The 14697-nt window shown below is 60.3% G+C and carries 12 protein-coding genes; 6 read left to right on the top strand and 6 right to left on the bottom strand.

Features of this window, described 5'->3' with window-relative positions; all coding sequences use genetic code 11:
• Positions 1-79 precede the first annotated feature (79 nt).
• From BK660_RS23480 to mreB, 6 genes are all read right to left on the bottom strand, one after another.
• A complete protein-coding gene (locus tag BK660_RS23480; protein WP_123435308.1) occupies positions 80-3883 on the bottom strand; it encodes a YhdP family protein in 3804 nt (1267 codons plus the stop codon).
• A 75-nt stretch (positions 3884-3958) separates the two neighbouring features.
• The gene (gene rng, locus BK660_RS23475; protein WP_123435307.1) at positions 3959-5416 is read right to left on the bottom strand and encodes a ribonuclease G; all 1458 of its coding nucleotides are present in this window, start codon (positions 5414-5416) and stop codon (positions 3959-3961) included.
• Positions 5417-5473: 57 nt separating this feature from the next.
• The gene (locus BK660_RS23470; protein ID WP_123435306.1) at positions 5474-6070 is read right to left on the bottom strand and encodes a Maf family protein; all 597 of its coding nucleotides are present in this window, start codon (positions 6068-6070) and stop codon (positions 5474-5476) included.
• 203 nt (positions 6071-6273) lie between these two features.
• Positions 6274-6765 carry a rod shape-determining protein MreD gene (gene mreD, locus BK660_RS23460; RefSeq protein WP_027924519.1) on the bottom strand — a complete coding sequence of 164 codons (492 nt, stop codon included), beginning with the start codon at positions 6763-6765 and terminating at the stop codon, positions 6274-6276.
• Entirely contained in the window at positions 6765-7850 is a 1086-nt protein-coding gene (mreC, locus tag BK660_RS23455) for a rod shape-determining protein MreC (RefSeq protein ID WP_404942951.1), read from the bottom strand. The genes mreD and mreC overlap by 1 nt, the downstream gene beginning before the upstream one ends.
• A 190-nt stretch (positions 7851-8040) precedes the next feature.
• Positions 8041-9078, bottom strand: a complete 1038-nt coding sequence (gene mreB / locus BK660_RS23450) for a rod shape-determining protein MreB (protein WP_002555108.1) — start codon at positions 9076-9078, stop codon at positions 8041-8043.
• A gap of 211 nt (positions 9079-9289) precedes the next feature.
• Between mreB and gatC the strand changes: the two genes are divergently transcribed.
• The 6 genes from gatC (at position 9290) to BK660_RS23420 (ending at position 14627) form a co-directional block, all read left to right on the top strand.
• Positions 9290-9577, top strand: a complete 288-nt coding sequence (gene gatC, locus BK660_RS23445; RefSeq protein ID WP_007901429.1) for an Asp-tRNA(Asn)/Glu-tRNA(Gln) amidotransferase subunit GatC — start codon at positions 9290-9292, stop codon at positions 9575-9577.
• 16 nt (positions 9578-9593) lie between these two features.
• Positions 9594-11045 (top strand): Asp-tRNA(Asn)/Glu-tRNA(Gln) amidotransferase subunit GatA, encoded by a 1452-nt coding sequence (gene gatA / locus BK660_RS23440; RefSeq protein ID WP_123435304.1) that lies wholly within the window; start codon positions 9594-9596, stop codon positions 11043-11045.
• A gap of 10 nt (positions 11046-11055) precedes the next feature.
• Positions 11056-12501 (top strand): Asp-tRNA(Asn)/Glu-tRNA(Gln) amidotransferase subunit GatB, encoded by a 1446-nt coding sequence (gatB, locus tag BK660_RS23435; protein ID WP_123435303.1) that lies wholly within the window; start codon positions 11056-11058, stop codon positions 12499-12501.
• 262 nt (positions 12502-12763) lie between these two features.
• The gene (locus BK660_RS23430) at positions 12764-13138 is read left to right on the top strand and encodes a septal ring lytic transglycosylase RlpA family protein (protein WP_027924515.1); all 375 of its coding nucleotides are present in this window, start codon (positions 12764-12766) and stop codon (positions 13136-13138) included.
• Positions 13139-13188: 50 nt separating this feature from the next.
• Positions 13189-14250 (top strand): calcium/sodium antiporter, encoded by a 1062-nt coding sequence (locus BK660_RS23425; RefSeq protein ID WP_123435302.1) that lies wholly within the window; start codon positions 13189-13191, stop codon positions 14248-14250.
• A complete protein-coding gene (locus BK660_RS23420) occupies positions 14247-14627 on the top strand; it encodes a carboxymuconolactone decarboxylase family protein (RefSeq protein ID WP_123435301.1) in 381 nt (126 codons plus the stop codon). Before BK660_RS23425 ends, BK660_RS23420 begins: the two co-directional genes overlap by 4 nt.
• Positions 14628-14697 lie beyond the last annotated feature (70 nt).

Below are 14697 nucleotides of genomic sequence, written 5' to 3'. Positions count from 1 at the left end.
GGAGTGCTCCTGCATCGCATTTCATGAGAACAGGCGCCCATGCTACTCCATCCTTGACGAGTGCTTTTTCAAAAGCGACTTAAAAAGGCTTGTCGTAGGTAATCTGCGGCTCTTTCCACGGGCCCTTGACGGTGTACTTCACACTGGCAAAACGGGATACACGGTCACCGATCAGTTTGTCGATCAGGAACAGCGCACCGCCAACGGCCGGCGCGCCGACAATCAACGCCGCAATCGGCAAGTTGTTGGTCACAGGCAAGGTCACCAGCAACTTGGCATCGATCTGATCACCCACCAGGTTCAGGGTGCCATCAAGTTCTACGTTGCTGGACGGACCGGTCATCCGGATCGGTTCGCGGGTGACGTAGACGCCATTGGTCCCGACCAGCAATCCCTTGACCCGGTCATAGCTCAGGCCTTTGCCGAACAGGTCGGAAAAGTCCAGGCGCAGACGGCGGCCGATGGAGTTGAAGTTAAGCAGGCCAAAGACCTTCAGGGCCTGGGCACTGCCCTCGACTTCAACAAACTGGCCCTTGTTCAGCGACGCATCCAGGGTGCCGGAGAAACGCTTGCTGGCCAGCCAGGCCGGCGAACCGGGCCAGCGACCGTCAACGTCCATATGAAACTCTTCACTGGTGACGCTCGGCGCAAAGCCCCAGCCTTTGAGCACATCGGCGAGATTCTTGCCGCTGATTCGACCCTTGTACCAACTGCTGGAACTACCAGGCACACCTTCCCAGCCGCCACTGCCCTGCAACAGAATGCCTTTGAGGCCCATGTCGAGGTTGTTGAGTGCAATACCTTTAGGGGTCGGGCGAATTTTCAGCGACCAGCCACCCACCAGATCCTGCCCCTGGAAGAGCTGATTGATGGTGATGTCCAGGGCCGGAATCTTTGTCGGGTCGACCGTGGCCAGTGGATCGGGCGAGTTCTCGTCGGCCACTACCTTCGGATCCGCCGCGGGCAGCCGCACGTACTGCAGATTGACCGTGATCGGTGCGCCTTTCGCATCGGGAACACCGACGGCGCCCTTGACCTGCTGGCTATCGAGTTGCAACGCCCAACTGGCAGGCTTTCGGTTCACCTGCACGGAAGCCTGATCGAGGGTCGTGCCCAGCGCACTGAGCTTGCCAATCTGTAAGTCTGCACTGCTGAAAAACTGCTTGGCACTGCCACCCGGATCCTGACCGGCGTATTTGCCCACGAGATCCTGCCAGGGACCGACATCCAGTTCCGACAGCGCACCGCGCACCCGCAGGCCTTTGGCGCCGGGCAGTACGGCATCGCCACCACCGAGGAACAGCTCACCACGACCGTCGGCAAAACTACCGCTGGGGGCTGCAAACGTGAAGTTTGCCAGCTGACCATAGTTGACCCAGTAGCGCCGCTCCGGTCCTTGCAGGGTCATGCGGAACGTCGTGTCACGGCTGTCATCGGCCGTCATGCCGAAGGGAGCCGGCAGATCGACCTTCACGCCTTTCAGGTTGGAATTGACCATCAACTGACTGTCAGCACCGTCCAGGTTTAGCTGCATCTGATACGGGATGACCCCGGAAACCGGCAAAGGTTGAGTCACGCTCAACCAGTCCGTGAGTTTCTTGACCTCGACCTGACCGGAAGCCATAACGCGTGTCTTGATGTTCCCCGCGTTGCCATCGGCAAAAATCCGTGCAGTGACAGGCTTGTCAAAAGCCCGCGCGCTGATGTTCTGCCCGCTCAAGCCCTTGGTGCTGTCAAAGCGGAAATCGCCCTTGAGTTGAGTCAACTCCAGCGCGGGATCGGCCAGTTTCAGGCGTGCCTTGGCAGTCTTGAAATCGACGAGAATCTTCGGTTGCTCGCCTTTGGCCAGCGGGATATCCAGGTTCAACGTGCCTTGCAGCTCGCCTTCACCTTCCCACTTGGCGAACGTTTCAGCGGTGCCGATCGGTGCTTCCTGAAGAATTCTCAGGCCATCACCCAAGCCGCCGGCGAATCCGCCGTCGAGGAACAGATGGACGGTTTTGCCATCGGGAACATGGGGGATATTGACGTAAATATCGCGCACCTGAGTGTCGAGCAACTGGCCCGTGCTGGCCAGAACCCGCACGCCACTGTCTTCCACAAACACATCACCGGTGACCTTGCTCACATGCGGCCAGCCCGGCTGGAACGCCAGTTCGGCATCATGCACCTTGAAGAACAGGCTGATGCTGCGGGCGGTATCTGTCGCACCATGGTTCAGCGAGCCCTGATACTGGAAGAAACCTTCATCCACCGCGCCCTTGAGAATTGCCGTACGCAACCATTCGTCGAGCGCCGGGCTGAGCATGCTCGGCAGGTACTTGGCGGTGTAGCGACCGTCCCCCTCGACCATGCCGACCCGCAGGTCCATGTAGTCTTCCTGGGTGTGATCGAAATGCAGGCGGATCAGGAAGTCACCGGCAATCTTGCCCTCTTCGCCGAGTACCTTCAGGTATGGCGCAATCAGGGTGAAACCTTCTTTGTCGAGCTTCCAGGTCAGCGTCGCGTTGGCCTGGAGGTATTGCCATGGCTTGGCGAAAATCGGGTCCAGGTGCAGGACAAAGTCTTTGCTGTCCATGCGTAACTCGCCCTTGCCGAGATCACCGCTGATGCTGCCGCTGACATTTCGTGCCGCCGGTGCGCCGTGATAGGCATCAAAACCAACGCGGTCGAGGTTCGCCGCGAAGCTGAACTTGCTGTCGTCGGTGGCATTGGGGCGCAAGTCGATCAGCACATTGCGCAGCCCACCGGTCACCTTGAGTTTTTCGATCGCCGTGGCGACACCTTCGGGCAGTGGGCCCAAGGCGTTCAACAACGGCGTCAGCGGGGTGAGGTCGACGCGGTCGGCTTGCAGGTGCCAGAGTTCTTCGACTTTGTCGGTGGCCGAGGTTTGTGTGACCTGCACATGGGATTCCCAGCGCGTCTCGCCGAAATTCATGGCCAGGGAATCCAGCGTCACCACCACGCCTTCAGTGCTGCGCTGGAAATAGCCATTGAGCGCCAGATTGTTGATCTGGATCGGCTTGCGTTCGGCGCAGGCGCCTTTGACTTGCGGTGCGTTCAAGCGAATGGCCGCGGATTGCAGCGCGCCCTTGCCCCAATTGATCCAGAGCTCGCCACCGGCCTTGATCTCGGAAAAACCCCATTGCTGGGTGAGTCGCTCGGGCAGCCATTTCGACCAGTCGCTTTGCGGCAGGCTCAGGTAAGCCTCTGCTTCACCGTCCCGCCACTGACTGGCCTGGATACGGGTGCGCAGACTCATGGCCACTGGCTGGCCATCGGGCAAGGTCATTCGCGCATCGAGGCGTTGGCGGGAAGCACCGGTTTTCAGATTGAAGCCGACGTAGGTCAAGGTCAGCGGCGGCTGGCCCCAGGGCTGCAAAGTCACCTGACTGTCGATCACCGACAGCTGTTGGACCATTTGCATGCGGTTGAGCAGTTGTTCCGGATCAAGCGGCTGATCCTTCTGCACCGGCAAACCTTCCAGCGCCCACTGGCCGTCGTCGCCTTCCTTGAGGCTGATCTTCAAACCATTGAGTTCAAGGTGAGCGATGCGCACCTGGCGCGCCAACAGGCTTTGCCAAATGTCCGGCACCGCACGCACCTGGTCCAGGTGCAGGGCATTGGCGCCTTCGCCGACGGTCACGTCATGCGCCAGCAGGATCGGCGCAAAACCACTCCAGTTGCCTTCCAGCTTGCCGATTTGCAGCGGCATGCCCAAGGCCTCGGTGGCTTTGGTTTCGACGTCGACACGGTATTCGGCCACCAGAGGCGTCAGTTCTCGGCCGAGGCTGACGTACAACGCCATCAACACCAGTACCAACGCGCACAGGCCCAGACCCCAGCGGGTCAGTGCAACCAAAATGCGTGTCAGACGTTCCATGTCAGGTGGCTCCCATGGCAAAAATGCTGCAAAAAGCTGAGGCCAGCCGTTCTAATAAGGTTGAAACACCGCGATTCAGAGCAGCACCACGTCGTATTGTTCCTGGGAATACATGGTTTCCACCTGGAATCGGATGGTGCGTCCGATAAACCCTTCCAGCTCGGCAACGTTGCCTGACTCTTCGTCGAGCAAACGGTCGACGACTTTCTGGTTCGCCAATACACGATAGCCTTCCGCTTGATAGGCGCGCGCCTCGCGGAGGATTTCGCGGAAAATTTCGTAGCAGACCGTTTCCGGCGTTTTCAACTTGCCGCGGCCCTGACAACTGCTGCAGGGTTCGCACAGCACTTGCTCAAGACTTTCGCGGGTGCGCTTGCGGGTCATCTGCACCAGGCCCAACTCAGTGATGCCAATGATATTGGTCTTGGCGTGGTCGCGTTCCAGTTGCTTCTCGAGCGTGCGCAATACCTGGCGCTGGTGTTCTTCGTCTTCCATGTCGATGAAGTCGATGATGATGATCCCGCCCAAATTGCGCAGGCGCAGCTGACGGGCAATGGCGGTGGCGGCTTCGAGGTTGGTCTTGAAGATGGTTTCTTCAAGGTTGCGATGGCCGACGAAGGCCCCGGTGTTGACGTCGATGGTGCTCATGGCTTCCGCCGGGTCGACCACCAGGTAACCGCCGGACTTGAGCGGGACTTTGCGCTCCAGGGCTTTCTGGATTTCGTCTTCGACGCCATACAAATCGAAAATAGGCCGCTCGCCCGGGTAATGCTCCAGACGATCGGCGATTTCCGGCATCAGTTCGGCGACGAACTGCGTGGTTTTCTGGAAGGTTTCCCGGGAATCGATGCGGATCTTCTCGATCTTCGGGCTCACCAGGTCACGCAAAGTGCGCAACGCCAGGCCGAGGTCTTCGTAGATCACACTCGGCGCGGTGATGGTTTTGATCTGTTCGTTGATCTGGTCCCAGAGACGGCGCAGGTAGCGGATGTCCATGAGGATCTCATCGGCGCCCGCCCCTTCGGCAGCGGTGCGCAAAATGAAACCGCCGGCTTCCTTGATGCCTTCTTTGGCCACGCAATCGGTGACCACCTGCTTGAGGCGCTCGCGCTCGGCCTCGTCTTCGATCTTCAGCGAAATGCCGACGTGAGCGGTGCGCGGCATGTACACCAGATAGCGCGAAGGAATCGATAGCTGCGTCGTCAGGCGTGCGCCTTTGGAGCCGATCGGGTCCTTGGTGACCTGGACCACCAGGCTCTGGCCTTCATGGACCAGGGCGCTGATGCTCTCGACCGCAGGGCCTTCGCGCAGGGAAATTTCCGAGGCGTGAATGAATGCTGCTCGGTCCAGGCCGATGTCGACGAACGCCGCCTGCATGCCCGGTAGAACCCGTACGACCTTGCCTTTATAGATGTTGCCGACGATCCCGCGCTTTTGCGTACGCTCGACGTGGACCTCTTGCAGAACACCGTTTTCGACCACCGCCACGCGCGATTCCATCGGCGTGATGTTGATCAGAATCTCTTCACTCATGGCAGGGTCTCGTTCAGGCATGTTCACGATAATGGCTGCATCTTGTCAGTACGACGCTCAACGCGCGTTAAGTGTTTGCCAACAGGGTATGCCGAAATGGCCGAGCAGCTCGAAGGTTTCGCACAGCGGCAATCCGACCACCGCCGAATAACTGCCATTGAGCCCGGCAACAAATACTGCACCCAGTCCCTGAATGCCGTAGCCACCCGCCTTGTCGCATGGCTCGCGACTGGCCCAATAGGCTGCCGCTTCTTCGCGACTGATGTTGCGAAACCTCACCAGGCTGCGCACCACCCGAGACTCGCAGCGTTCGGCGTCGAGTACGGCGATGGCGGTCAGCACTTCATGTTCACGACCGGCCAACAGCATAAGCATGGCGCACGCATCGGCTTCGTCCACCGGTTTGCCAAGAATTTTGCCTTCCAGCACCACGGCGGTGTCGGCGCCCAACACGCAAAAATCAGCGTCGGACACGACTGCCCCGCGCCCGGCCTCGGCTTTGCCGCGTGCGAGACGCTCGACATAGGCCGACGGGGATTCTTGAGGTAGTGGGGTTTCATCGATGTCCGCGCTGATGGCGCAGAACGGCACGCCGATCTGCGTGAGCAGTTCACGCCGACGCGGCGAGCCTGAGGCGAGGTAAAGTTTTTTCATCAAGACATCTCCCTGTCTAGTGCCCTGTCTCACAAATACTGTTCCTTTTTGACGGCGTCTGTTGTCGCCATACTGCGTTGCCGCTCCTCGCCATAGCTAGCTATGACTTGTCGCGGCGCCTTGTCTGGCAACAACAGCCACTCGCCAAAAAAGGAACGTATTTGCGAGACAGGGCACGAGGTGCGGGCCAATGCCTGACCGAATTAATTGATTTTGTAGCGCCGACGCAGTCCACGCAAACCGTAGCTGACCCAAGGCCACAACAACGCGCTGACCAGTGCCGGCAGCACCAGCGCCAGGGTTGGCTGACGGTTGCCGGTCAATGCGCTCAGCCACAACTGAACAAGCTGCGCGAGGCCGAAGATCACCAGGATCACCAGGCTCTGTTGCCACATCGGGAACATGCGCAAACGCTGTTGCAGTGACAGCACCAGGAAGGTAATCAACGTCAGGATCAAGGCGTTCTGGCCAAGCAACGTGCCGTACAGCACGTCTTCGGCCAAGCCCAGGCACCAGGCGGTGACCATGCCGACTTTTTGCGGCAGGGTCAGCGCCCAGAATGCGAGCAGCAACGCCAGCCACAACGGGCGGAGGATTTCCATGAACTGCGGCAGCGGTGAAACGCTGAGCAACAGGCCGATCGCGAACGTCAACCAGACAATCCAGCTGTTTCGGGAGGCTTTGACGCCGACCATTATTCTTGTCTCCCAGTGGCAGCCGGTTCGGGGACAGGCGGTTTGGCAGCAGGCTTCACGGCCGGTGGTTTACTGGCGGCAGGCGGCTTGGCAGCGGCGGGTTTGGCCGGTTTGGCCGGGGTTGCAGGAGCAGGCGTTGCTGGAGCCGGTACTGCGGCTGCCGGAGTGGCGGCAGGCGCAGCAGTGGCCGCGGGCACCACGGTAGTGGCAGGAACCGGTTTAGGGACGGTGGCCGGAATGATCGGGCCGCCGCCGTGCTGATCCAGTGCCTCTTGTGCCTGGGCCGCTTCGTTGGCGCGCTCTTCGGCCGTGCGGCCGTCACTGAACACCAGCAGCAAATAACGGCTGCGGTTCAGCGCGGCAGTTGGCACGGCGCGAACAATGGCAAATGGCTGGCCGGAATCGTGAATCACTTCCTTGACCGTCGCCACCGGGTAACCCGCCGGGAACCGCTGACCCAGGCCGGAGCTGACCAGCAGATCACCTTCCTTGATGTCGGCGGTATCCGCGACGTGACGCAGCTCAAGGCGTTCCGGGTTGCCGGTGCCGCTGGCAATCGCCCGAAGACCGTTGCGGTTCACCTGCACCGGAATACTGTGAGTCGTATCGGTCAGCAGCAAAACACGGGAGGTATAAGGCATCAACTCGACCACCTGCCCCATCAGGCCGCGGGCATCGAGCACCGGCTGACCAAGGATCACACCATCGCGCTCACCCTTGTTGATGATGATGCGATGGGTGAAGGGGTTCGGGTCCATGCCGATCAACTCGGCCACTTCGACCTTCTCGTTGACCAGCGCGGAAGAGTTGAGCAACTCGCGCAGCCGAACGTTCTGCTCGGTGAGGGCGGCAAGCTTCTGCATGCGACCCTGCAACAGCAGGTTTTCGGTCTTGAGTTTTTCGTTTTCGGCGACGAGCTCGGTACGGCTGCCAAATTGGCTGGCCACACCCTGCCATAGCCGCTGCGGAAGGTCGGTGATCCAGTAAGACTGCATCAGCACCAGCGACATCTGGCTACGCACTGGCTTGAGCAGTGTGAAGCGGGCATCGACCACCATCAGCGCGACCGATAGCACGACCAGCACCAACAAGCGCACGCCCAGTGAAGGCCCTTTGGTGAAAAGCGGTTTAATAAGCCGCTCCTCCCAGGCAAATGTTCTCTTTATTCATACGGCATCAAACCGGCCTGGATGCAGACTGACAGAAGATAAACGCCAACAGGCAGCACTGCAAAGTGCTGCCTGCGCGCCAACAGCATAGATGCAACCGGCGAGATCACTCGCTGGAAAGCAGGTCCATGGTGTGTTTATCCATCATTTCCAATGCACGGCCACCGCCGCGAGCAACGCAGGTCAGCGGGTCTTCGGCAACGATCACCGGCAGACCTGTTTCCTGGGCCAGCAACTTGTCGAGGTCACGCAGCAAGGCGCCACCACCGGTCAGTACCAGACCACGCTCGGCGATATCGGACGCCAGTTCCGGAGGCGATTGCTCCAGTGCACTTTTCACAGCCTGAACGATAGTAGCCAGGGACTCTTGCAGAGCTTCCAGCACTTCATTGGAGTTCAGGGTGAAAGCACGTGGAACGCCTTCGGCCAGGTTACGGCCACGAACGTCTACTTCGCGAACTTCGCCGCCCGGGTAGGCCGTACCGATTTCCTGCTTGATGCGCTCGGCGGTGGATTCGCCGATCAGGCTGCCGTAGTTGCGACGCACGTAGGTGATGATCGCTTCGTCGAAGCGGTCGCCGCCAACCCGTACGGATTCGGCGTAAACCACACCGTTCAGGGAGATCAGGGCGATTTCAGTGGTGCCACCACCGATATCGACCACCATCGAACCGCGTGCTTCTTCAACCGGCAGGCCGGCACCGATCGCAGCAGCCATTGGCTCTTCGATCAGGAACACTTCACGAGCACCGGCACCAAGGGCCGATTCACGGATGGCACGACGCTCAACCTGGGTGGATTTGCACGGAACGCAGATCAGCACACGAGGGCTAGGCTGCAGGAAGCTGTTTTCGTGAACCTTGTTGATAAAGTATTGCAGCATCTTTTCGCAGACGCTGAAGTCGGCAATCACGCCGTCCTTCATCGGACGAATGGCAGCAATGTTGCCCGGCGTTCGGCCGAGCATGCGCTTCGCCTCGGTGCCGACAGCGACGACACTTTTCTGGTTACCGTGTGTCCGAATAGCCACAACCGATGGCTCATTCAGGACGATACCGCGCTCGCGCACGTAAATAAGGGTGTTGGCAGTGCCCAGGTCAATGGAAAGATCGCTGGAAAACATGCCACGCAGTTTCTTGAACATGGGAAAGGGACCCTAGGCAACGCGTGGGTAAAAAAGTGCGGCAAACTCTAACAACGACAGGGATTTTGGGCAAGGCGCCAATATGTTAAATTGGCCGCTTTTCTGTGCACCAACCCCCACAATCGCGGCCTTATGACCGTAGAAATGCGGTAGTGTTCCGACAATCTAACACACGGACGCCGTCCGTTCTGTATTCCACTGGAGAATCGCAATGGCGCTTGAACGCTCCGACGTGGAAAAAATCGCTCATTTGGCCTGCCTTGGCCTGAATGATGCCGATCTTCCACACATCACTTCGGCCCTGAACAGCATTCTGGGCCTGGTCGACGAAATGCAGGCGGTCAATACCGACGGTATCGAGCCGCTGGCCCACCCATTGGAAGCCAGCCAGCGCCTGCGTGCAGACGTCGTGACCGAGACCAATCATCGCGAGGCCTATCAGTCCATCGCACCAGCGGTCGAAAACGGCCTGTACCTGGTTCCGAAAGTCATCGACTAAAGGGAAAGAGCCTGCAATGCATCAAATGACTCTGGCCGAGATCGCCCGCGGACTCGCCGATAAAAAGTTTTCTTCCGAAGAGCTGACCAAGACCCTGCTGGCGCGTATTGCCCTGCTTGATCCTCAGCTCAACAGTTTCATCAGCCTCACCGAAGACCTGGCGCTCCAGCAGGCGAAAGCCGCTGACGCACGCCGGGCCAATGGTGAGAGCGGCGCCCTGCTCGGCGCGCCGATTGCGCACAAAGACCTGTTCTGCACCCAAGGCATTCGCACCAGCTGCGGCTCGAAGATGCTCGACAACTTTAAAGCGCCGTACGACGCCACCGTCGTCGCCAAGCTGGCCGCTGCCGGCACCGTGACCCTGGGCAAGACCAACATGGACGAATTCGCCATGGGTTCGGCCAACGAGTCGAGCTACTACGGCCCGGTGAAAAACCCGTGGAACCTGGAACACGTGCCTGGCGGTTCGTCGGGCGGTTCGGCGGCCGCGGTTGCCGCGCGCCTGCTGCCTGCGGCCACCGGCACTGACACGGGCGGCTCGATTCGTCAGCCTGCGGCTCTGACCAACCTCACCGGCCTGAAACCGACGTACGGTCGCGTTTCGCGCTGGGGCATGATTGCCTACGCCTCCAGCCTCGATCAGGGCGGCCCGATGGCGCGCACTGCCGAAGACTGCGCGATCCTGCTGCAAGGCATGGCCGGTTTCGACCCGCAAGACTCCACCAGCATCGACGAGCCTGTGCCGGATTACAGCGCCGGCCTCAACGGTTCGCTGCAAGGCCTGCGCATCGGCGTGCCGAAAGAGTATTTCAGCGCCGGTCTCGACCCACGCATTGCCGAGCTGATCCACAACAGCGTCAAGGAGCTGGAAAAGCTCGGCGCGGTGATCAAGGAAATCAGCCTGCCGAACATGCAGCACGCGATTCCTGCGTACTACGTGATCGCTCCGGCAGAAGCCTCGTCCAACCTGTCGCGTTTCGACGGCGTGCGTTTCGGCCATCGCTGCGAGAACCCGAAAGACCTGATCGACCTGTACAAGCGTTCCCGTGGCGAAGGTTTCGGCCCGGAAGTGCAGCGCCGGATCATGGTCGGTGCCTACGCACTTTCGGCCGGTTACTACGACGCCTACTACCTGAAGGCCCAGAAGATTCGTCGCTTGATCAAGAACGACTTCATGGCTGCCTTCAATGAGGTCGACATCATCCTCGGCCCAACCACGCCGAACCCGGCCTGGAAGCTCGGCGCCAAGAACAGCGACCCGGTCGCTGCCTATCTGGAAGACGTCTACACCATCACCGCCAACCTCGCTGGCCTGCCGGGCTTGTCCATGCCCGCCGGTTTCGTCGATGGCCTGCCGGTGGGCGTGCAGCTGCTCGCGCCGTATTTCCAGGAAGGTCGCCTGTTGAACGTTGCCCACCAGTATCAGTTGAACACTGACTGGCACACCCGCACCCCAACCGGCTTCTGAGGAGAAACACATGCAATGGGAAGTCGTGATCGGGCTGGAGATTCATACCCAGCTCACCACCCGGTCGAAAATCTTTTCCGGTAGTTCCACCACCTTCGGTTCCGAGCCGAACACCCAGGCCAGCCTGGTAGACCTGGGCATGCCCGGCGTGCTGCCGGTGCTGAACCAGGAAGCGGTGCGCATGGCGGTGATGTTCGGCCTGGCGATTGACGCCGAGATCGGCCAGCACAACGTGTTCGCCCGTAAAAACTATTTCTACCCGGACTTGCCGAAGGGCTACCAGATCAGCCAGATGGAATTGCCGATCGTCGGCAAGGGCCACCTGGACATCGCCATGGAAGACGGCACGATCAAACGTGTCGGCGTGACCCGTGCACACCTGGAAGAAGACGCTGGCAAAAGCCTGCACGAAGAGTTCAACGGTGCCACCGGCATCGACCTGAACCGTGCCGGCACGCCGCTGCTGGAAATCGTTTCCGAGCCGGACATGCGCAGCGCCAAGGAAGCCGTGGCTTACGTCAAGACCATCCACGCGCTGGTGCGTTACCTGGGCATCTGCGACGGCAACATGGCCGAAGGCTCGCTGCGTTGCGACTGCAACGTGTCGATCCGTCCGAAAGGCCAGGTTGAGTTCGGTACTCGCTGCGAAATCAAGAACGTCAACTCGTTCCGCTTCATCGAGAAGGCGATCAACAGCGAAGTGCAGCGCCAGATCGAGCTGATCGAAGACGGCGGCAAAGTGATCCAGCAAACCCGTCTGTACGATCCGAACAAGGACGAAACCCGTCCGATGCGCAGCAAAGAGGAAGCCAACGACTACCGTTACTTCCCCGATCCGGACCTGCTGCCCGTGGTCATCGAAGACTCGTTCCTCGACGACGTGCGCGCGACCCTGCCGGAATTGCCACCGCAAAAACGCGAGCGCTTCCAGGAACAATTCGGTCTGTCGGTCTACGACGCCAGCGTGCTGGCGACCAGCCGCGAGCAAGCCGATTACTTCGAGAAAGTCGCGAGCATCGGCGGCGACGCCAAACTGGCGGCAAACTGGGTGATGGTCGAGTTGGGCAGCCTGCTCAACAAGCAAGGGCTGGACATCGAAGCCTCGCCGGTGTCGGCCGAGCAACTGGGCGGCATGCTGCTGCGCATCAAGGACAACACCATCTCCGGCAAGATCGCCAAGGTCGTGTTTGAAGCGATGGCCAACGGCGAAGGCAGCGCGGACGAGATCATCGACAAGCGCGGCCTCAAGCAAGTGACCGACACCGGCGCGATCTCGGCGGTGCTGGACGAAATGCTCGCGGCCAATGCCGAACAGGTTGAACAGTACCGCGCAGCAGACGAAGCCAAACGCGGCAAGATGTTCGGCTTCTTCGTCGGCCAGGCCATGAAAGCCTCCAAAGGCAAGGCCAACCCGCAACAGGTCAACGAACTGCTGAAAAGCAAGCTCGAAGGCTGATGAGAATGGAGCCAGTTTCAAAGCCTGGCTCCCCCCCCTGTGGGAGCGGGCTTGTTATGACTGCAGGGCTTCTGTGGCGAGGGGGCTTGCCCCCGTTGGACTGCGCAGCGGTCCCAAATCCTGATAACTCGATGTGTCAGTTGCATCCGGAATTCAGATATTGGGGTCGCTTCGCGCCCCGACGGGGGCAAGCCCCCTCGCCACAAAAAGCCCCGCTATCTACAGCAAGCCCGCTCCCACATTTGTTTGTGGAAACCCTTAAATGAAGCGTCTACTCGGTGCCTGCGCCCTGCTCGCCCTGCTGGCCGGTTGCGCCAGTAACGATGTCATCGATCCACACGGCTACGACAAGACCGGTACGGCGTCCTATTACGGCGCCAAACACCAAGGTAAACGCACCGCCAGTGGCGAACGTTTCGACAAGAATTCCATGACCGCCGCCCACCGCCAGTTGCCCTTCGGCACGCGGGTGAAGGTCACCAACCTGAACAACGACAAGTCCTGCGTGGTCCGCATCAACGACCGTGGGCCGCATACCCGTGGGCGCCTGATTGATCTGTCCCATGCAGCCGCCGAACGCCTGGGCATGATCAGCAGCGGCACCGCCAAGGTTCGCGTGCAAGCCCTCGACGACTGACAGACGGAGCACCGACCATTTTCGGACTTGCCGATTTACCCCTGATCAGCGTGATTGAACTGCTCAGCGGCCTGGTTCTACTGATCATCGGCGCGGAGCTGATGGTGCGTGCCGCCGTGCGCCTGGCGGCGCGGCTGCATGTGCGGCCACTGATCATCGGCCTGACCATCGTCGCCCTCGGCAGCAGTGCGCCGCAGATGGCCGTCAGCCTGCAAGCCACCCTCGCGGAAAACGCCGACATCGCCGTCGGCAGCGTGATCGGCAGCAGCATCTTCAACATTCTCGTCACCCTCGGGCTCTCGGCGCTGATCATTCCGCTGCGGGTTTCACGGCAACTGGTGCGCCTGGATATTCCGCTGATGATCGGCGCCAGCCTGCTGGTGTTCGTCCTGGCCTGGAATGAACAACTGACCCGCAGCGATGGCATGATCCTGCTGGCGGCGCTGGCGCTGTACCTGGGCTTGCTGCTGCGCCAGTCGCGGCACTCCGCCCGTCCGCCGTCGAGCGATCCGCACAGTCAGGCCGCGCCCTGGTTCAGCAGCCTGCTGATGATCGTGGCGGGGCTGGGAATGCTGGTCTACGCGGGACATCTGCTACTGGGGGCGGCCGTGGTGGTGGCAACCGACCTTGGATTGTCGGAGCGAATCATCGGCCTGACCATCGTTGCCATCAGCACCTCCCTGCCGGAACTGGCCACCTCCTTGATCGCCGCCCTGCGTGGTCAGCGTGACATCGCCGTGGGCAACGTGATCGGCAGCAACCTGTTCAACCTGTTGGGCGTGCTCGGCGTGACGGCGTTGATCGCGCCGTCGCCGCTGTCGGTCTCACCCAACGCCCTGGATTTCGACTTGCCGGTGATGCTCGGCGTCGCGGTGTTGTGTCTGCCGCTGTTCTACACCGGCTACCGGGTGACCCGGGCCGAAGGTTTGTTGTGCCTGGGTTTGTACCTGGCGTACGGGCTGCACGTGGTGTCGTTCACCACCGGCATGCCGTTGGCCGGCAAGCTCGAACACCTGATGCTGTTTTTCGTTCTGCCGACGCTGGTGGCGTTTCTGCTGTTCACGTCGCTGCTCGCCTGGCGTCGCCAACACCACAAGAGGGATGTGCCATGACTGACAATAAAAAACCTGGCGTTGAAGTCCGCCGCCAAGTGATGGGCGACGCTTTCGTCGACCGCGCACTGGGCAATGCCACCGAGTTCACCCAGCCGTTGCAGGATTTCGTCAATGAACACGCATGGGGCGCTGTGTGGAACCGCGAGGGTCTGGCGTTGAGAACCCGCAGCCTGATCACCCTCGCCGCACTGACGGCGCTGAAGTGCCCGCAGGAATTGAAAGGCCATGTGCGCGGTGCATTGAACAACGGCTGCACGGTGGAAGAGATTCGTGAAACGCTGCTGCATTGCGCGGTATATGCCGGTGCGCCGGCGGCGATTGATGCGTTTCGGGCGGCGCAGGAAGTGATTGAGAGTTATCAGAAGCCGGAGTAAATCCGGCATTTGTGGTGACTGTTTAGCCGTCTTCGCGAGCAAGCCCGCTCCCACACTGACTCGGCGTAGA

It is taken from the genome of Pseudomonas brassicacearum, assembly GCF_003732265.1.
Taxonomy (GTDB): domain Bacteria; phylum Pseudomonadota; class Gammaproteobacteria; order Pseudomonadales; family Pseudomonadaceae; genus Aquipseudomonas; species Aquipseudomonas brassicacearum_D.
The sequence above is the reverse complement of the archived record's forward strand: the minus strand, read 5'-3'. Positions and strand labels throughout refer to the sequence as shown.

Coding starts and splice junctions, on each gene's coding strand:
- rng (WP_123435307.1), bottom strand. CDS start 5,416: ATGAGTGAAGAGATTCTGATCAACATCACGCCGATGGAATCGCGCGTG.
- BK660_RS23420 (WP_123435301.1), top strand. CDS start 14,247: ATGACTGACAATAAAAAACCTGGCGTTGAAGTCCGCCGCCAAGTGATG.
- gatC (WP_007901429.1), top strand. CDS start 9,290: ATGGCGCTTGAACGCTCCGACGTGGAAAAAATCGCTCATTTGGCCTGC.
- mreD (WP_027924519.1), bottom strand. CDS start 6,765: ATGGTCGGCGTCAAAGCCTCCCGAAACAGCTGGATTGTCTGGTTGACG.
- BK660_RS23430 (WP_027924515.1), top strand. CDS start 12,764: ATGAAGCGTCTACTCGGTGCCTGCGCCCTGCTCGCCCTGCTGGCCGGT.
- BK660_RS23470 (WP_123435306.1), bottom strand. CDS start 6,070: ATGAAAAAACTTTACCTCGCCTCAGGCTCGCCGCGTCGGCGTGAACTG.
- BK660_RS23480 (WP_123435308.1), bottom strand. CDS start 3,883: ATGGAACGTCTGACACGCATTTTGGTTGCACTGACCCGCTGGGGTCTG.
- mreB (WP_002555108.1), bottom strand. CDS start 9,078: ATGTTCAAGAAACTGCGTGGCATGTTTTCCAGCGATCTTTCCATTGAC.
- gatA (WP_123435304.1), top strand. CDS start 9,594: ATGCATCAAATGACTCTGGCCGAGATCGCCCGCGGACTCGCCGATAAA.
- gatB (WP_123435303.1), top strand. CDS start 11,056: ATGCAATGGGAAGTCGTGATCGGGCTGGAGATTCATACCCAGCTCACC.